The following is an 18,385-nucleotide window of genomic DNA, read 5'->3' on the forward strand; positions in this document are numbered from 1 at the left end:
ACGACCATGGTGCAGGCTTTTAGACCCGTCATTTCCAGAATGCGGGGCTGGTTCGCGCCTGTGGCGTGCTTAGCTCTCTGCGTGGTTGCCGCCTTGCCCGCCGTGCCGGCTCTCGCAGCCGAGCGCGTGCTGCCGGTTCCGCGCGTGACCATCTATCCCGGCGACGTGATCGCCGACACCATGCTGGTCGACCGGGTTTTTCGGAGCCCCGACTTCGAAGGCCCTGGCTTCGCCGGTGCGCGGGAGGAGCTGATCGGCAAGGTGGCGCGCCAGACGCTGCTTCCGAATGCGCCGATCGCAGCAACCGGCATTCGTGAGCCTTTTGCCGTCAAGCAAGGACAGCCCGCGGTCGTCATCTTCCAGTCGGGCGCGCTTATCATCTCTTCCGTGGCGGTGCCGCTTCAGGCCGGCTCGGCAGGCGAGATCATCAGCTTGCGCAATACGGAAGCGGGGACCACGATCCGCGGCGTCGTGCAGGCAGACGGAACGGTGCGGGTGGGCATGTGATGATGCGCTGCCTCACGCTCTTCGCTCTTTTCATCCTGATGAGTCTACCGGCGAGCGCGGGCGGCGACGGGGTGCGAATAAAAGACATCACGGCCGTGCAGGGCGTCCGCGCGAACCAGTTGATCGGCTACGGTCTCGTCGTTGGCCTCAACGGTACGGGAGACAGCTTGCGCAACTCGCCGTTCACGGCGCAGTCGCTGCAATCCATGCTCGACCAGATGGGCGTCAACATCCGAAATGCCAATTCGCGGACCAAGAACATCGCGGCGGTGCTCGTCACGGCGGATCTTCCGCCGTTCGCAGGGCCGGGCTCACGCATCGACGTCACGGTGTCGTCGCTGGGTGACGCCACGTCGCTTGCGGGCGGATCGCTGGTCATGACGCCGCTCAACGGTGCGGATTCGGCCATTTACGCGGTTGCGCAAGGGCCGGTTGCGGTCAGCGGGTTCTCGGCGACGGGACGGGCGGAATCGCTCAGCCAGAACGTGCCGACGACGGGGCGCATTCCGAACGGCGCCCTGGTGGAGCGGGAAGTCGCGGGCTCGCTCGACGACGAAGGCACGCTCGTGCTCGAGCTGCGCAATCCTGACTTCAGCACGGCGGTTCGCATCGCGGATGCGATCAACGACTACACCACGCACAAGTACGGCAAGCGGACGGCGCGCGAGCAGGATCTGAGAAGCGTCGCGCTCGAAAGGCCCTACAACGTGAATGCGGCCCGTTTTCTGGCGGAGATCGGGGAGCTCTTCACCCATGCCGATGGCCCCGCCCGCGTCGTGATCGACGAGCGCACCGGAACGGTGGTGATCGGCCGCGACGTGCAAATCGCGACGGTTGCCGTTTCGCATGGAAGCCTCACGGTGCGCATCACCGAGGGCGCCAAGGTCTCGCAGCCCGAGCCGTTCTCGGATGGGCAGACGGTGGTGGTTCCGGAAAGCTTCGTGACGGTCAACCAGGAAGGCGCGAATCTCGCGATCATGGGCGGCACGAACCTGGAGACGCTCGTGCGCGGGCTCAACATGATGGGGCTCAGGCCGACCGGGATCATCGCCATTCTTCAAGCGATCAAAACTTCGGGTGCCCTGCAGGCGGAGCTCGTGGTGCAATGAGGCGGCAGCAGGCTCATGACTGGCGGTTTGACCGGATAGAGGCGCAGGCGCTGCCGCGCGGTTTGGAAATCGCCTTCTGGCTTGCAGCGCTGTTGCTCGTCGCGGCGCTCTGGTCGCCGGCGTCCGCTCAGCAGGGCTGGATGCCGACCGTCGCCACGACGCCGGGCGGAACTTTCAACGCGCCGCCGCCGGGTTCGGCCAACCGGCCTGCCGCTACGATCGATCCGCGCTTTTTCCCCGCGCAGCGGAACACGCCGCCAAATGTGCGCAACCCACTTCCCCAGGGCGCCTGGTCGCCGATCGTAACGGGGGCCATCCCGCAGCCTCGCGCTACGACGCCTGCAGCCGGGGCTCGCCCGGTTCCGGACGCGACCGTTCCACCGCTTGCGGGGCCGACGCCGATCAGGCCGCTCACCGCGCAACCGGTTGCGCCGGCGCAGGCCGTGGCGGCAGCGGCTGAAAATGCAGCGGCTGCGAAGGCGCCTGAGGCTGCCGCGGGCGAATCTGCGCCTGCAACTGACAACGGCACGCTCTTCAAGAAGCCGGGTCCTTTGGACGCGCTGCCGCCTAATGCGACCGCGGCGCAACAGTACTGCTTCAATACCGCGGATACGGCGGCAGATGCCCGCTTTGCCTGGCAGGCCAAGAAAATCAAGGAAATGGAAGCGGAGCTCGACAAGCGCGCGCAGCTGCTCGAGTCGAAAACGCTGGAGTACAAGCGCTGGCTCGAACGGCGCGACGAGTTCTCACGTAAGGCTCACGAAAAGCTCGTGGGGTTTTATTCGCGGATGCGGCCCGATGCGGCGGCGGTGCAACTCGCAACGCTCGACGAGGAGATGGCCGCGGCCGTGGTGACCAAGCTCGAAACGAAGGTGGCCAGCCAGATCATGGGTGAGATGGACCCTGAGCGGGCTGCCAAGATCGCGACGATCATCTCGGGTGCCGCGAAAGTTCCGCCTGAACGACGGCGCGCTGCCGGACAGGCGGGGGGTGCTGCGCCGGAGCCGCCCGCGGGGGAAGCTCCTCAGCCGCAGCGGCCGGGAACATGACGAGGTGAGCCATGACGAGGATCTGTCTTTGGCGGAAGCCGGCGCTCTCGAGGCGGCCGGCCCTCGTCGTTGTTGCGCTCACGCTGTTTGCGGGCGGCTGTGCGAATGACATCCGTGATTTTAACCGCGAGCCGGCGCTGAGCGCGGTGGGGTCGGGATTGCTTGCCGACCGCGTCCCGCTGCCCGCGGAGCCGACGCCGCAGCCGGCCTATCGGCCTGGAAACTCGATCTGGCAGGATGGGAGCGCCGATCTTTTCCGCGATCCGCGTGCGCGCAAGATCGGCGACGTTGTGACGGTCAAGATCTCGATCAAGGACAAGGCGAACCTCGACAACAACTCCAAGCGGTCGCGTGACGCCACGACCAAGCTCAAGCCGAAGATCGGCTACGATCTCGCGACGTCCGGCGGCCTCAACCACACCGGCGATATGTCCGTCAACGTGGAGGCCGATGCGGAGACCTCGACGGACAGCAAAGGCGGCATCACCCGGTCCGAGAGCATCGAGCTTCTGGTGGCGGCCGTCGTCACCGGCGTGCTGCCGAACGGCAACCTGATCATCAGCGGCAGCCAAGAGGTGCGGGTGAACTTCGAAGTCCGCGAGCTCAGCGTGGCGGGCATCGTGCGGCCGCGCGACATCTCGACCGACAACGCCGTGGCCTATGACAAGATCGCGGAAGCCCGCATCTCCTACGGTGGCCGCGGTCGCATCACGGAAGTGCAGCAGCCGGCGGTGGGCCAGCAACTGTTCGACCTTCTCACGCCCTTCTAAGGAGAACCGGCGGTGGCGAAGAGCGATGCCAAGGGTGACGGGAAGGGCGGTGGCGGCGGTCTGATCGGGATCATTGTCGTGACCCTGCTGGCGCTCGGCTTTGGAGCCGGGTTCGGTTTCTTTCTCGACGGCAAGCTGAAGAGCGCGGCTGAAGCGAACGCCAAGCAGAAGGCGAAGGAGCCTGAGGCGCAGGAGCCGGTCAAATCCACAGTGCCTTCCACCGCTAAGCTCGTCACCATGACGCCGATCGTGGCCAATCTCGCCGAGCCCAAGGATGCCTGGATTCGCATCGAGGCATCGCTGTTGATGGATGACATGCCCCAGGGCGCCGATACCTTGGCGGCCCAGCTCGCCGAGGATTTCGTTGCCTACCTCCGCACGGCGACGCTCGCGCAGTTCGAGGGGCCGAGCGGGTTCCAGAACCTCCGGGAGGATTTCATCGATCGCGCCACCATTCGTGACCGCACGCATATCAAAGATGTCATCATTCATGGCGTGGTGATCGAATGAGACGTCTCGCCGCTTTCTCCGTGCTCATGCTTCTGCTGGTGCTGCCGAGCGCTGCTCTGGCGCAGGGGTTGAACCTCGAGGGCCTGTTGCCGGCGGGCGAGCAGACGGTCAGCGGGCGCATGGTGCAGATCATCCTGATCGTCACCATGCTGTCGGTGGCGCCCGGCATCCTCATGATGGTGACGTGCTTTACACGGTTTGTGATCGTGCTCTCGCTGCTGCGGTCGGGTCTCGGACTGCAGACGACGCCCGCGAACATGATCCTCGTGAGTCTGGCCTTGTTCATGACCTTCTACGTGATGGCGCCGACCTTCGACAAAGCCTGGCAGAACGGACTCAAGCCTTTTGCCGAGAACAAGATCAGCGAGGAGGAGGCGTATGTTCAGATCACGCAGCCGCTGCGGGAGTTCATGCGGGCCAACGTGAGGCCCAAGGATCTCGAGCTGTTCGAGGATCTCGCGCAGGAGCGCTTTGGTCCCCGTCCCGCCGATGCGGAGGTGGAGCTGCGCGTCTTGATCCCCGCGTTCATGATTTCGGAGCTGAGGCGCGGCTTCGAGATGGGCTTTCTCGTGGTGCTGCCATTTCTCGTCATCGACCTGATCGTCGCCACGCTCACCATGTCCATGGGCATGATGATGCTACCGCCCACTGTCATGAGCCTTCCGTTCAAGGTGCTGTTCTTCGTGCTGATCGACGGGTGGAATCTGCTCATTGGCGGGCTCGTGCGCTCGTTCCCATGAGGCAAAGCTCCGAATTTTACGGAGGGGAGCAAGGCCGAATTAACCGTGGATCAATACCTCGACGCTATAACTTCGATTAGTGGCAGATTGGGTTGGGGGGCAAGGCCCTAAGCACGGTGCCGCGAGTGTAAAAGAACGGCCGTAGTCGCGGTCGCGGTGGTGTAGCGTAAAGGTAGTAGTAATGAGTAGCATCAATACGAACATCGCGGCGATGACCGCGTTGCAGTCGTTGAACCAGACCAACAAGTCCATGTTGGTCACGCAGAACCGCATTTCGACCGGCCTTCGCGTCGGCAATGCCTCGGACAACGCCGCTTATTGGTCGATTGCTACGACGATGCGCTCGGATCGCAGCGCCGTGTCGACCGTCTCCGACGCGCTCGGGCTCGGCTCGGCCACAGTCGACGTCGCCATGCAGGGCATGGAAGGCGCCATCAAGATCGCCGGCCAGATCAAGGACAAGCTGCTCGCTGCCCGCGCGCCGGGCCTCGATCGCGGCAAGATCCAGTCTGAAATCACTCAGCTTCAGGAATCGCTGAGAAGCGCTGTCTCTACGTCGAACTTCTCGGGCCAGAACTGGCTCGCGGCAGACGGCGCCGACAGCACGCGCTCGCTCGTCTCGTCCTTCTCGCGCGATGCCTCCGGCAACATCTCCGTCGGCACGATCTCGGTCGATCTGTCGAAGACGCGCCTTCTCGATACGGGCTCGGGCACGACCGGCATTCTCGACAGCATGATTACGGCCGCCAGCGGCGGCGCCGATTTCCGCATCGTCCCCGAGGACGACGGAAGCGGCACGCCTGATCCGGATGCCATCAACATCAGCACGCTTACGGATGATTCCCAGGCGAACCTCGATCGCATCGAGGACTTCATCAAGGGTGTCGACTCGGCGATCGCCAAGATGACCGATGGCGCGACCGTCCTCGGCGCCGTGAAGTCGCGCATCGATATGCAGAAGGATTTCGCGGACAATCTGATGGATGCCATCGACACCGGTATCGGCCAGCTCGTCGACGCAGACATGAACGAGGAGTCGACGCGTCTTCAGGCTCTGCAGGTGCGTCAGCAACTTGGCGTTCAGGCGCTCGGCATGGCCAACCAGTCGGCGCAGTCCATCCTTTCGCTCTTCAGATAAGCAGCGTCAGGATTCGATTTGACGATTTCGAAGGCCGCACCCTTGGGTGCGGCCTTTTATTATTTATTGTTTTTGGGCCACCGGGAGGTGGCAGATGCCCCGTCGTTGCGGCGCCGGGATAGTCCGGCTTTTGGCGGCCGGGCCGTATGGCACCCTCAATTCTGCTGCGTTTTCCAGCACTTCCACCGCGCGCGGGGGGTGGGAGTGTCCCATTTTGAATTGTTTTGGTGCATTTGGGGCACTGTTTAACGGTTCGGTAAGCAACAATGCTTATTTTCTTCCGTGAAAGCCCGACTTGGGGAGCGGGACAGACGAGTCGGAAGAGGAACACACGATGAGCAGCATTAACACCAACATTGCGGCGATGACTGCCCTGCAGTCATTGAATCATACCAATAAGGAAATGTTGACCACGCAGAACCGGATCTCTACCGGCTTCCGGGTCAACGATGCGTCCGACAACGCAGCTTATTGGTCGATCGCCACGACGATGCGTTCAGATCGCAGCTCCATCTCCACGGTGTCGGATGCGCTGGGTCTCGGTGCCGCCACGGTCGATGTTGCTATGCAGGGCATGGAAGCGTCGATCAAGACCGCGACCGCCATCAAGGACAAGCTGCTTGCCGCCCGCACGCCGGGCCTCGATCGAGTCAAGATCCAGTCGGAAATCTCGCAGCTTCAGGAATCGCTGAGAAGCGCCGTCTCGACGTCGATCTTCTCGGGCCAGAACTGGCTCGCCGTCGACAGCACGGGCGAAATGGAGCGTACGCTCGTTTCCTCGTTCTCGCGCGATGCCGCCGGCTCGATCTCGGTCGGCACCATCACGGTCGACCTCAACAAGACGATCCTGCTCGATACCGGCGCAGGCACCACGGGCATTCTCGACAAGATGCGGACCGCTGCCAGCGGCGGCGCCGACTTCCGTATCGTCCCCGAGGACGACGGCAGCGGCACGCCGGATCCGGATGCTATCAACATCAGCAGCTTCACCGATGACTCGCAGACGAACCTCGACCGTATCGAGGACTTCATCAAGGGCGTCGACGAGGCCATCAAGGAGATGACCGAGTCCGCGACCGTCCTCGGCGCCGTGAAGGCCCGCGTCGATCTTCAGAAGGGATTTGCCGACAGCCTGATGGACGCCATCGATACCGGCGTTGGCCAGCTCGTCGACGCAGACATGAATGAGGAATCGACTCGCCTCCAGGCTCTGCAGGTTCGCCAGCAGCTCGGCGTCCAGGCGCTCGGAATGGCCAACCAGTCGGCCCAGATGATCCTGAGGCTGTTCCAGTAAGCCTCTACAAGCTTCGACCGTTCCCCCAATCGAAAGCCGCGCCCCCCCAAAAGGGGCGCGGTTTTCGCTTTTTTGCGCTTTTCCGATTCGTGACTCCCTCGTGGTCCTGCGCCGGGCCTACGTCAGGGTGGCAATCCCCACACAAGGTTCAAAGGAAACAATGAGTCACGAATCGGTAAAAGGGCGCCGGAATGAGCAGCTTAAATACCAACGTCGCGGCCATGACCGCGCTGCAAACCCTCAACAAGACCAACAAGGATATGTTGGTCACGCAGAACCGTATCTCGACGGGCCTGAGGGTTAAGGACGCCTCCGATAACGCCGCCTACTGGTCGATCGCCACGACGATGCGATCCGACAATATGGCGGTTTCAACGGTTCAGGACGCGCTCGGCCTTGGTGCGGCAACCGCCGACGTCACCGTGACGGCGATGAACAGCGCGATCGAAACTGTAAGCAAAATCAAAGCCAAGCTGGTGGCTGCCCGCGCCCCCGGCCTCGACCGCGGCAAGATCCAAAGCGAAATCTCGGCGCTGCAGACAGAGCTGCGCAGCACGGCCGAATCAGCAGTGTTCTCCGGCGAGAACTGGCTGATGACCGATTCGACCGGCATCATCTCCAAGACGATCGTGGCTTCCTACTCGCGCGACAGCACCGGCGAGATCACGATCGGCAAGATCGAGGTGAACGTCGGCCCCACCGGCACCATGCTGTTCGACACCACGACGTCGGGTACCCTGCAGGGTGTGCTCGACAAGGATCGGACGACCACGGCTGGCACCACCTACACGGCTGCGACCCTCGATATCTCGACAATTACCGACGATACGGCCGATCTGGCCGACCTCGAGGATATGATTCGAGGCGTGGACGATGCGCTCAGCTCGATGACGGACGCGGCGACGGTGCTGGGCGCGGCTAGGTCGCGCATCAACCTGCAGAAAGATTTCGTCAGCAAGCTCATTCAATCGATCGACACCGGCATCGGCCAGCTTGTCGATGCCGAGATGAACGAAGAATCGACTCGCTTGCAGGCGCTTCAGGTCCGCCAGCAGCTCGGCGTCCAGGCGCTTGGCATCGCCAACCAGTCCGCTCAGCAGATCCTGCAGCTGTTCCAGGGCTAACCGCCGTCCCAAGAGTTTCCGGGCCCGGATCCCATCACCCCGCGCCCCCGAAGGCCACGCCACCCCGCCCCGGCGTGGCCTTCGCTATTTTGGCGGCGTTTCAGGGCGTTTCGTTACTCGGCGCAATTTCCACGCAAGCTTAATTGCCCAGAATCCCTTCGGCACAAATCCAACAAGCCGCGCAAGGGGTTGAGTCGGCAATGCTCGGACTCGAACAACTCGACAGACTTTGGGCAAATCTGCTGGCGCTCGGGACGAAGCGCCTGGCAGCGCTCGGCTTGGTTGGTCTCGCCGTTTTCGCGTCGGTCGGCTTCGGCAGCTACTACCTCAGCCGGTCCGATTTCGACACGCTCTACTCCGGCCTCAACGCGCAGGATGTCAGCCGCATCGGCGCCGTTCTGAAGGATGCCGGCATCACTTTCGACGTCAACTCCGAGGGAACCAAGGTGATGGTTCGCCGCGAGGAGACGGCGCAGGCGCGCATGCTGCTCGCGGAGAAGGGCCTGCCTTCGAGCTCCAACGCGGGCTACGAGCTGTTCGACAAGCTCGGCCCCATCGGCCTCACCTCCTTCATGCAAGAAGTGACGCGCGTGCGCGCCATCGAGGGCGAGCTTGCGCGCACCATCCAGGCAATGAAGGGTGTGAAGGCCGCGCGCGTTCACATCGTCATGCCGGAAACCGGCTCCTTTCGCCGAGGCCGCCAGCCCGCTTCGGCCTCCGTCGTCATCCGCACCGAGATGGCGGCCGACGCCTCGACCGCGCAGGCGATCCGTCACCTCGTCGCGGCGGCCGTTCCGGGCCTGACCGTCGATGACATCAGCATTCTGAGCACCGACGGCACCGTGCTCGCCTCCGCGGGCGATGCCAGCTCCACGTCATCGAGCCGGATGATCGAGCTCGAGAAGACGGTGAGCAAGGATCTGACCGACAATGTTCGCAAGACGCTGACGCCCTATCTCGGCCTCGATAATTTCGAGGTCAGCGTCGCGGCGCGCCTCAACATCGACAAACGCCAGACCAACGAGACCTCGTTCGATCCGGATTCCAAGGTCGAGCGCTCGCTGCGCGTCGTAAAGGAAAGCGGAAGCCAGCAGGATACCTCCAGCAAGCAGCCGGTGGGTGTCGAGCAGAACGTTCCGGAGCAGAGCGCGGGCGGCTCGGGCGGCGATCAATCGAAGCGCACCAACGAGCGGCGCGAGGATCTCACGAACTTCGAGCTCAACTCGAAGACGATCTCCACAACGAGCGAGGGCTACCGGATCGACGCGCTGACGATCGCGGTCGTGCTCAACCGCAAGAGGTTGCTGGCGACGCTGGGTGAATCCGCGACGCCGGAAGCCGTGCAGGCGCAGGTGAAAGAGGTCGAAAGACTGGTCGGAACCGCGGCTGGCGTGGATGTGAAGCGCGGCGATCAGATCAGCGTCGTGGCCGTCGAGTTCGCCGAAGACACCCAAATGAACCAGGGCTTCGACACAGCGAGCCTCATGGGGCCGCTGATCGGGCTCGCTACGGGACTGATCAAGGCACTGACGGTGCTCGGCCTCGTGTTCATCGTGGTTACGTTCGGACTGCGGCCCGTGACGCGGCTGCTGCTCGACCAGAAGGAAGGTGCGCAGGTGGCCGGCGGAGCGCTTGGCGCGGCCGAAGGTGGCGCGGCCGTCGACGACGGGTCGCTGCTCACCTCGAACGAAGAGGCGGAGATCGCGGCTCTCGCGGCCGACTCCGCGGCGACCGCCGAACTGCTTGGCATCAAGGCGCAGCGCGAGCCCAATCTCATCGAGGACATCACGACCGACGTCATGCGCTTGTCGCAGCGCCGGCTCGAGCAGATGGTCGCGCTCGATGAAGAGCAAGCCGCCAACATCCTCAAGCAGTGGATGCGGGAGCGGGCCGCATGACGACGGCACTTCCGGTCGCCTACTACCTCACCGAGATGAGCGGGGAGCCGTCACGGCGTGGCGGCCGAGCCCCGATCGGCGGAGAGGGCAACTCAGATATCGCCGCGCAGATCAGCGATGCGCACGCCCGCGGCATTCTGGAAGCGCGCGCAGCCGCGCAGGTGGAAACCGACGCGGCCCTCGCAGCTCAAGCAGCCGCGTTCGAAAAGAAGCTTGCCGCCGAGCGGCAGAAATGGGCGGCAGAGCAGGGCGCGCTTCTTGGGCAGCTTCTCTCGTCGTCCATGGAGGATGTCGAGCGGCGCATTGCCGATCAAGCGAGCCGCATTCTCGTTCCGATCATCAGCGAGCAGTCCCGCGTAAAGGCCATCGAGGAGCTATCCGCTCTCCTCAACAGTCTGCTGGCGAAGGGCGAGTACGCGAAAGTCTCTGTCTCTGGGCCGAATGATCTGATCTCGGCGATGGAAGGCCGGCTGGGTGCCTATGAGGGTGTGTCGTTCTCGGTGACCGAGAGCGTTGATGTGACCGTGCGCGCCGACGAGACGATTATCGAAACACAGCTCGGCGCCTGGGCGAACGCAATCGAGAGGGATGGCGCATGAGTGCCGACGGAGATGTGTCTAGCCCGCATGAGGTCGTCATCGTCCGGCGTCGCGGCGGTGACGGCGAGGAAGGCCATCACGGCGGTGCGTGGAAAATCGCGTTCGCCGACCTCATGACGGCGATGATGGCGTTCTTCCTTGTGATGTGGCTCCTCAACGTTTCCGACAAGGAGAAGATCCAGCAGATCGCCACCTACTTCAATCCGCTGAAGCTCAATTCTAAGAGGCCGACCACGAAAGGCGTCGAGGAGGAGCAGGAGACGGAGAAGACCGCTCCCACGACGGTCGGGCCCTCCGACAAAGGCGCCAACATCAGCGACATCGAGGGCAAGGACAAGATGCAGGGCGCTTCGAAGCCGGGAGGCGACGGAGAGCTCAAGGAGGGCGTGGCGCAGAAGGCCGAGGAGGAGCTGTTCAACGACCCTTACGGCGTGCTGGCACGGCTCGCGCTCAAGGCCGCGAGCGACAACGATCAGATCAAGGACGCCAAGAGCGAGAGTACGCTGCCCGGGGGAGACGCCTACAGCAATCCGTTCGAGCCGTTCGCAGAGCGCCCCATTGTTCCGGACAAGAACACGGGCCAGGCCGAGCCGTCGCCGATGACACTCGACGAGGCGGGTGATTATCCGAAGCCCCCGGGCCTCGAGCCGCCGCTCGAGGTCAAGCCGGAAGAAGCGGGGGAGCCGGCGCCCAAGGCCGTCCCCGCGGAAGCGCAGCCGGCAGATGCAGCAAAGGACGCGGACGCGGAAAAGAGCAAGGCGGAAGCGCGCGCTCTCGAAGGCGAGATTTTGAAGGAGCTTCAGGGACTCGCGCCGGAGAAGAAGCCAAGCATCGAGGTGAAGAAGGTCGACGAGGGCTATCTGATCAGTCTCACGGACGATTTTCGTTTCGGCATGTTTGCCAGCGCTTCCGCAGAGCCGCGGCCTGAGCTGGTGCTCGTGATGGAGAAAGTGGCGAAGGTGCTGGCTGCGCGCGACGGCAACATTGTCGTGCGCGGGCACACGGACGCGAAGAAATTCCGGTCGGAGAAGAACAACAACTGGCGTCTTTCTATGTCGCGCGCGCAGATGGCCTACTACATGCTCGTGCGGGGCGGCGTTCAGGAAACCCGCTTCGAGAGCATCGAGGGGCAGGCCGATCGCAAGCCTAAGATTCCGTCAGATCCCAATGCGGCGGAGAACCGCCGTATCGAGATCCTTCTCAGGGTGCCCAGGACGTGATGAGAGGTGGTGCTCTCTTCCTGCTGCTCGCACTCGCCTGCCTCTCGGCCGGCGCCGGCGGAGCCATAGCGGCGGGAGACCATGGCGAGAGCGCGAAGGCGGAAAGCACTCCGCCGCCCGAGGGCGCGGAAGCCGGGCATGGCGAGGCCACCGATAACGCGAAGGCTGCTGAAGGCGGCGAAGCGGAGGGCGAGCCTCCGCCTGAACCGCTTTGGCCCGAGATGCCGGCCGTTGAGCTCGACAAGCAGCCCTACGTTCTCGTGCGCTCGCTTCGCTCCGTGCAAGACGAGGTCGCTTCCGGCAGCACGACGGCGCATGAGCTTCAGCGGAAATTGCTGCGCGATTACGGCGAGCAGATGCGCGATCTGCCTGTGGGCGCCTGGGACGACGTTCGCAATGTTCGCGCGGCCATCTTTTTCGTTCTGAGCGGCGGCGATCCGGCGGTTCTCAAGACGGTTATCGGGCGTAAGAAGACGCCGTTCATCGAGCGCCGTCTTCTCAAGGGTGCGCTGGCCTACGGGGAAGGCCGGCTCGTCGATGCGCTGAGCATGATCCACAAGATCGAAGCCCGGAAGCTCGATCCGTTGCTCGGCGGCATGATCGCGCTCATCCAGGGCACGCTGATCGGCAAGAAGGACATCAAGAAGGCCATCGATTTCTTCGACGAGGCGCGCCTGCTCGCGCCGGGAACGCTGATCGAGGAATCGGCCCTGCGCCAGCAGATCCTGCTCCTGGCGCGAGAAGGCGAGGTGGAGCGCTTCGACGTGCTCGCCTCACAGTATTCGCGCCGCTTTCCACGCTCGCTTTTCGCGCGCAACTTCCGCAGGCAGTTCTTTGCTGGCGTGGCGCGTCAGAACTACAAGCGCGCGTCGGAGTGGGTGTCGCGCACCGAGTCCGAGCTGATGAAGGTGCCCGCGGCCGAACGTGTCGGCCTCTACCTTTCGATTGCGGAGGAAGCGACGAAGGGCGGCAACATCGACATCGCGAAGTTCGCGGCGAACAAGGCGCGGGATCTCTCGCAGCCTGGCAGCCGCGCGGTCGAGCGGGCGAAGCTGTTCGAGGGGGCGTCCCTGGTCGCGACCGACGAGTTCGAGCGCGGGGTCGAGCTGCTGAACCAGGTCGATGTCGCAAAGCTCGGTGCTTCGGATCGGGAGGTGCGCGAGTCCGCGCTCGCCGTGGCGCGGTCTGTCGGCAAGTGGCCGGAGGCTCCGGAGAAGCTCGAGGAAGCGCCGCCGGAAGCCGTCGGCCGTGCGCAGACGTTGCTTTCGAAAGTCGATTCACTATTGGAAGGAGTGCCGCAGTGAGCGCCGCGCAGGCTTTGAATTCAGCCATGCTCTCCGTGACAACGAGTGTGCGCCAGAGCCCGGGTGAGGGCGCGCGCAACGATCGTGGAGACACGTCATTTCGCGATGCTCTGGATTCGGCTTCGCGCTCTTCGGATACGCCGGCTTCCTCGTCTTCGCGGAGCGCGAACGCGTCCGAACGGGCGAGCACAGAGCGCAAGGACGCGAGCAACGAGGATGCGGCCGATACGGGCAAGCGCGAGGACGATTCCGCGCGGTCGAGCGACGAGGGCACGAAGCGGACCGACCAGGGCGGTGTCACTGGCCTTTCGTTGATTCTTGCGGCGTTGGAAAAGCCTGTCGAGCCTTCGGACCCGGCTCAGAGCGGGGAGTTTGCCGAGGCACTCGCGACATTGAAGACGGGCGAAGCGCTGGTGCGCCGTGGCGATATCACGGAGGATAAGAAGGCCGAGACGCAAGAGGACGGACCACTGCTGCCGAGCGAGGTCATCGAAAACGAGGATCAGCTCGATGCGGCCAAGCTTCTGGCCCTTCTCAAGAACCCGGAGGCGTCCGAGGAAATCGGCGTGGACGCGCTCGCTGACGCACCCGGCGTGGAGCCTCCGGTCGAGATCAAGGTGACCGTCCTGGGCCAGGAGAAGCATCTGGCTCTGGAGCCGATGCCATCGGATGCGGTCGCGTCTTTCGGTGAGCCGGTGGATGCGGCTGCGTCGGAGGCGGCGGAGGCCGCTCCGGAGGGAGAGCAGCTTGCCCGTGAGACGGCAGCAGCCAAGGCGGGACAGGGTGTTCGAGAGACGTTCGATCGCGTCCGGCCGGAGATGAATACAGACACCACCGCATCCAAGAGCGAGACCGGTGCGAGCCGGTCACCGGCGGTCGAGGCGCGGAGCCAGGGTGGCAGCGCATCCGCGGATCAAGCCATGGGAGCCCATGCGGGCGGGCGCCAGCAGGATAGCGGAGGCTCTTCGAGCGGGAATTCGCAACAGCAGGGGGCGAACTCGTTCGTGTCCATGCTCAACGCCGCTCAGGCCAGCCGGCCGATGGACGAGGCCTCCGATGCGACTGGCACTTACGAGCCCCTGAGCGATCAGATCGCCCGGGAGGTGAAAGCTGAGTTGCGGGCCGATGGCCTCGGCGAAAGCTCGTCGGAAGGCGTGGTCAAGGTCCTGAGCATCGAGCTCAAGCCCGCCAATCTCGGCAGCGTGACGGTGCGGCTCGCGCTCAAGGACAACGCGATCACCGTGCATCTCGAGACACAGCGGCGCGAGACGCTGGCCGTGATCGAGCGAGAACGCGATGCGCTGGTCGGTGCTTTGTCCTCGGCGGGCTACTCGGTCGACGGCGTCACGACCGGCCCGCAGAGCGAAGCCTCCCGCTTGAGCGTTACGCAGTCCGGCTTCGGCGGTTCCGGCTCCGCGGCATCCCAAGGGTCGCCGCAGGGGCAGCTTGGCCAGGGCCTCGCGAATTCCTCCGGTGGCCAAGGCCGCCAGGAGAACGGATCTTTCGGCCGGCAGGACTATCCCACACCCGCGGATGGTAAGGATGCCGGCAGCAACGGCATTCGCAGGAGCGCGGAAGGGCTATATGTTTAATCCCGCGTAAACGGCGTTGTTAGAGCGTGAGTTCGGTATGAGCGTAATTCCATTCCCGTCTGGTCCACGAGCGGCGAGAGCGATGACAAGCACAGGACTTCTCGGGCCCTTCAGGCTCGCTTACGACGACATTACCGACACCATCCCGCGCGTCGCGCCGGGAGCCTTTGTGCTTGGACACAAAGGCCCCGACGGCAGGTTCTATGTCGACTACGTCGGCCGGGCCGACCATGACGTCCGCGACAAGCTTCTTCAGCTCATCGGGTCGGGCAATCTGTTCAAGTACAGATGCTCGACGTCCAGTGAGGCGGCCTTCCATGCGGAGTGCGAACTGTTCCACGACTTCCAGCCGCCGGGGAACCGGATGCATCCGGATAGGCCGGCCGGCACTAATTGGGAATGTCCGAGGTGTCGTTTCTTTCGCCTTCAAGGGCGAGCATAGCCATGATGTCGCTCAGCGCGGCTTGATAGCCATGGTGCCAATAGGCACGCTCGGGCGTATGGGCATCGAGGTGACGCTGGTCGACGTCGGTGTACGGGGCTTCTTCCTCCAGCCACTCGCGGATGTTGTCGCGACGCTGACGGAGCATAGTCACATTGGCTTTCTGGTACATGTTTGAACCGACCCTGACCCTGATACTTTTTTCGGCTCACCGCTTTGGTGCGGCAGCGTCACTCTTTGTACCTCAGGGCCTCTTGCAGTCGGCTTAGGTGACACAGGAAAAGTTTGCTCAAATTTTACGGGCTTATTCGTGCCAGAACGGGACAGGCAGTAACGGCTCGTCAGGCTTCGGCACGGTGAGGCGGGAAGACCGGCGCAATTGCGATGGCACAACGCTTCCAGTGAGCCGCTAAGAGCTCAGTGGATCTCCGGTAGAACGTCTCCGATGCGGCGCGGACCGGCCGGCTTTCTAGGCGTGGCGGTCTCGGTAGGGGCTTTTTCGACGATCTCAGCGGCAATACGGCGAATCCAGCCGTCGATGGTGGCTTGTGGATCGCGGCCATGGGCTACGTCGGTCGCGACTGCATTGACGAGCGCGCGGGCAAGAGCCGTCGCACGGGTTTCTCCCAAAGGGCGGGACAACTCACCGAGAGCGGAGATTCGAGCGCGAAGGTTAGCGGATAGCTGCATGGCTGCACCAAACGAGGACACATACCGTTCTACGCAACTGCCGTGCCAAGGATCTCGTGAGTCTGGGTCTGGAAATCGGCGTCAGCTTTACGCAAGGGCCTCGGGTTAACAAGGCTGGTCGGAGGCCACAGATCCCTGCCATGCACAGCTTTTATCTGGATGCGATCCGCAACTTCGAAGGTTTCACGCCCAAGGCGACTTGGGACTATGCGCAGCACACGAACGGCTACGGCACGCGGGCACGCTACGCCGGTGAGGTCATCAGCCGTACGGAGGCTGAGCGCAGGTTCCAGGCCGAGGTGTCGTCTGCGCGTTCGATCGTCGAAAAGGCGGCGCCGCATGTGGACGAAGGCACCAAGGCGGCGCTGACGTCGCTCACCTACAACGCGGGAACGGCTTGGATCGACAGCGGCCTCGGCGATGCCGTGCGGCGGGGCGATCTCGATGCAGCCCGCGACATCTTCCAGAAATACAACAAGGCGGGCGGCGAGGTTCTGCCGGGGCTCGTCAATCGGCGCACTCAGGAAGCGATGTGGATCGGCAATCCGGACGCCATGCCGGTCGCCAGCGCCTCGAACGACGCGGCGGCGAGCGGCGGCGCGGCGGAGATGTTGCCGCCGGTCGTGCTCGATCGTGATGCGAGCGCGCTCAAGGTCGCCGAGCTTTTGAAGGCGAGACCGCCACGCTCGACCGATGCACCGGGCGACACCGGATCGGTCGCGCTCGAGCGCGGGCCGCGGACGGAGCGTCTTGCGGTCAGGACAATGCTGCAGAGCGTAGCGGGCGACGCGCTGGCCGCACTTGTCGATACAGAAGGCCTCGGAGCCAACAACATCGCCGACATCACGCGGCTCGCGCAGCTCGGGAGAGGCAGCGAGCTTGCACGGCCTGACCGGGATCGTCAGGAAAAAGAAACGCGGCGGATTTGACCGCCGCGTTCAATACGTCCAATTCTGAGATGATGACCTAGCCGGCGGTGCGAAAGCGGGCCGCGGCATTCATGGCCGTTGCGCCAAAGCCGGGCGGCAGGGTGGGAGCCGGTGTGTCGATGCGCGAGGCAAAGCGGGAAGCCGCGTCTGCTGCGGGAGACGCCATGGCGCCGCCGCGCTGGAAAATTCCGCGGTGCTCGGGATGCGGGACAAGATCCGTCTTGAGGCCGATCAAGCTTTCGGATGCGCCGAGCGTGAGGAAGCCATCGGGCGCAAGGATGCGCGTCATGCGGCCGAGGATGTCCATCTTGCGGGCGGCATCGAAGTAGATCAGCACGTTGCGGCAGAAGATGATGTCGAAGCGGCCGAGGGAGGTGTAGTCGGCGAGCAGGTTCATCTGGCGAAAGGTGACCTTCGAGCGCATCGCGTCCGAGATCTGCCAGCTATCGCCGATCTGATTGAAGTGGCGCAGCAGCATGGGCGTCGGCAGGCCGCGCTGAACCTCGAACTGCGAATAGATGCCTTTGCGGGCCTTTTCGAGCACCTGGTCCGAAAGGTCGGTTCCGAGGATCTCGATCTTCCAGCCGGGCATACGTGCCGCGTTCTCGTCCAGGATCATCGCGAGCGAGTAGGCTTCCTGGCCGGTGGAGGCCGCGGCGGACCAGATGCGCAGGCGCTTGTCGTTCTGGCGTGACGCGATCAGCGCCGGCAGCATGACGTTGCGGAACTGATCGAAGGGGGCCTTGTCGCGAAAGAAGTAGGTCTCGTTGATCGTCATCGCCTCGATGACGTCTTTGGTGAGCTTGGGGTTCTGGTTCTTCTGGAGGATGAGCACCAGTTCCTCGAGCCCCGAAAGCTTTTCGCGCCGGACGATCGGCATGACGCGGCTTTCGACGAGGTACTTCTTGCTCTGCTCCATCACCAGGCCGGACGAGCGGCGCAAGAATTCGCAAAGGGCGTCAAATGCTTGGGACATGTTACGCATCACTTATATTAAGGTTGAGCCGATCGTGGCGGGCTTGCCTTCGCGGGCTCACACGCACGGGCTTTGATCGTCACACCATCCCGATCTGCTCGAGTTTGGTGCGAATAATTTCCTGATCAAAAGGCTTCATGATGTATTCGGTCGCGCCGGCTTCGAGCGCGGTCAGGATCTTGTCGCGCGTGTTCTCGGTGGTGCAGAAGACGACCTGGGGTTCGTCGCCGTGCGGCATCTTGCGGAGCTTGGTCAGGAACTCCAGACCGCTCATCACGGGCATGTTCCAGTCGAGAAGGATCAGGTCGGGCAGGGATGCCTGGCACTGCTCGAGGGCATGTGCGCCATCCTTGGCCTCCGAGACTTCGAAGCCCATGTTGTCGAGAATCTGCCGGGCGATCTTGCGGATGAAGGAAGAGTCATCCACCACGAGCGCTTTCTTCATGTCACTCACCTTTACGCTACACTACTCACTTTGCGGACCGTGTTTCGCC

Annotated in this window: 19 protein-coding genes; 15 read left to right on the forward strand and 4 right to left on the reverse strand. The window is 63.5% G+C overall.

Annotated elements, in window-relative coordinates:
* The first annotated feature begins 6 nt into the window (after positions 1-6).
* The 14 genes from flgA (at position 7) to F812_RS0102030 (ending at position 14,854) form a co-directional block, all read left to right on the forward strand.
* A complete protein-coding gene (flgA, locus tag F812_RS0101965) occupies positions 7-507 on the forward strand; it encodes a flagellar basal body P-ring formation chaperone FlgA (RefSeq protein ID WP_083929028.1) in 501 nt (166 codons plus the stop codon).
* Positions 507-1,616 carry a flagellar basal body P-ring protein FlgI gene (flgI, locus tag F812_RS0101970; RefSeq protein ID WP_020084276.1) on the forward strand — a complete coding sequence of 370 codons (1,110 nt, stop codon included), beginning with the start codon at positions 507-509 and terminating at the stop codon, positions 1,614-1,616. Before flgA ends, flgI begins: the two co-directional genes overlap by 1 nt.
* Positions 1,613-2,665, forward strand: a complete 1,053-nt coding sequence (locus F812_RS25170) for a MotE family protein (protein WP_020084277.1) — start codon at positions 1,613-1,615, stop codon at positions 2,663-2,665. Before flgI ends, F812_RS25170 begins: the two co-directional genes overlap by 4 nt.
* A gap of 11 nt (positions 2,666-2,676) precedes the next feature.
* Positions 2,677-3,435: a flagellar basal body L-ring protein FlgH gene (gene flgH, locus F812_RS0101980; RefSeq protein WP_020084278.1), complete on the forward strand. Its 759-nt coding sequence runs from the start codon at positions 2,677-2,679 to the stop codon at positions 3,433-3,435.
* Between the two features lie 12 nt (positions 3,436-3,447).
* The gene (locus F812_RS0101985) at positions 3,448-3,945 is read left to right on the forward strand and encodes a flagellar basal body-associated FliL family protein (RefSeq protein ID WP_020084279.1); all 498 of its coding nucleotides are present in this window, start codon (positions 3,448-3,450) and stop codon (positions 3,943-3,945) included.
* Complete coding sequence (fliP, locus tag F812_RS0101990) at positions 3,942-4,685, forward strand: flagellar type III secretion system pore protein FliP (RefSeq protein ID WP_020084280.1); 744 nt, start codon at positions 3,942-3,944, stop codon at positions 4,683-4,685. Before F812_RS0101985 ends, fliP begins: the two co-directional genes overlap by 4 nt.
* Positions 4,686-4,866: 181 nt before the next feature.
* Positions 4,867-5,823, forward strand: a complete 957-nt coding sequence (locus F812_RS0101995) for a flagellin N-terminal helical domain-containing protein (protein WP_020084281.1) — start codon at positions 4,867-4,869, stop codon at positions 5,821-5,823.
* A 334-nt stretch (positions 5,824-6,157) separates the two neighbouring features.
* A complete protein-coding gene (locus F812_RS0102000) occupies positions 6,158-7,117 on the forward strand; it encodes a flagellin N-terminal helical domain-containing protein (RefSeq protein ID WP_020084282.1) in 960 nt (319 codons plus the stop codon).
* 191 nt (positions 7,118-7,308) lie between these two features.
* A complete protein-coding gene (locus tag F812_RS0102005) occupies positions 7,309-8,241 on the forward strand; it encodes a flagellin N-terminal helical domain-containing protein (RefSeq protein ID WP_020084283.1) in 933 nt (310 codons plus the stop codon).
* Positions 8,242-8,441: 200 nt separating this feature from the next.
* Positions 8,442-10,139 carry a flagellar basal-body MS-ring/collar protein FliF gene (gene fliF / locus F812_RS0102010; RefSeq protein ID WP_020084284.1) on the forward strand — a complete coding sequence of 566 codons (1,698 nt, stop codon included), beginning with the start codon at positions 8,442-8,444 and terminating at the stop codon, positions 10,137-10,139.
* Positions 10,136-10,738, forward strand: coding sequence for a hypothetical protein (locus F812_RS22215; protein WP_156827175.1), 603 nt, complete (start codon positions 10,136-10,138; stop codon positions 10,736-10,738). Before fliF ends, F812_RS22215 begins: the two co-directional genes overlap by 4 nt.
* The gene (locus F812_RS0102020; RefSeq protein WP_020084286.1) at positions 10,735-11,958 is read left to right on the forward strand and encodes a MotB family protein; all 1,224 of its coding nucleotides are present in this window, start codon (positions 10,735-10,737) and stop codon (positions 11,956-11,958) included. The genes F812_RS22215 and F812_RS0102020 overlap by 4 nt, the downstream gene beginning before the upstream one ends.
* Positions 11,958-13,262, forward strand: a complete 1,305-nt coding sequence (locus tag F812_RS0102025; protein ID WP_020084287.1) for a hypothetical protein — start codon at positions 11,958-11,960, stop codon at positions 13,260-13,262. Before F812_RS0102020 ends, F812_RS0102025 begins: the two co-directional genes overlap by 1 nt.
* Entirely contained in the window at positions 13,259-14,854 is a 1,596-nt protein-coding gene (locus F812_RS0102030) for a flagellar hook-length control protein FliK (RefSeq protein ID WP_020084288.1), read from the forward strand. The genes F812_RS0102025 and F812_RS0102030 overlap by 4 nt, the downstream gene beginning before the upstream one ends.
* Before the next feature lie 389 nt (positions 14,855-15,243).
* On the opposite strand, the gene F812_RS0102035 is transcribed toward F812_RS0102030, so the two are convergent.
* Complete coding sequence (locus tag F812_RS0102035) at positions 15,244-15,468, reverse strand: hypothetical protein (RefSeq protein ID WP_020084289.1); 225 nt, start codon at positions 15,466-15,468, stop codon at positions 15,244-15,246.
* Positions 15,469-15,713: 245 nt separating this feature from the next.
* A complete protein-coding gene (locus F812_RS26300; protein WP_156827177.1) occupies positions 15,714-15,986 on the reverse strand; it encodes a hypothetical protein in 273 nt (90 codons plus the stop codon).
* A 140-nt stretch (positions 15,987-16,126) separates the two neighbouring features.
* On the opposite strand from F812_RS26300, the gene F812_RS25175 reads away from it, so the two are divergent.
* Positions 16,127-16,915, forward strand: coding sequence for a lysozyme (locus F812_RS25175; protein ID WP_020084290.1), 789 nt, complete (start codon positions 16,127-16,129; stop codon positions 16,913-16,915).
* Positions 16,916-16,952: 37 nt separating this feature from the next.
* On the opposite strand, the gene F812_RS0102045 is transcribed toward F812_RS25175, so the two are convergent.
* Positions 16,953-17,891 carry a CheR family methyltransferase gene (locus F812_RS0102045; RefSeq protein ID WP_051113759.1) on the reverse strand — a complete coding sequence of 313 codons (939 nt, stop codon included), beginning with the start codon at positions 17,889-17,891 and terminating at the stop codon, positions 16,953-16,955.
* A 79-nt stretch (positions 17,892-17,970) separates the two neighbouring features.
* Complete coding sequence (locus tag F812_RS0102050) at positions 17,971-18,336, reverse strand: response regulator (protein ID WP_020084292.1); 366 nt, start codon at positions 18,334-18,336, stop codon at positions 17,971-17,973.
* Positions 18,337-18,385 lie beyond the last annotated feature (49 nt).

The sequence above is a fragment of the Hyphomicrobium zavarzinii ATCC 27496 genome (genome assembly GCF_000383415.1).
GTDB classification, from domain to species: domain Bacteria; phylum Pseudomonadota; class Alphaproteobacteria; order Rhizobiales; family Hyphomicrobiaceae; genus Hyphomicrobium_C; species Hyphomicrobium_C zavarzinii.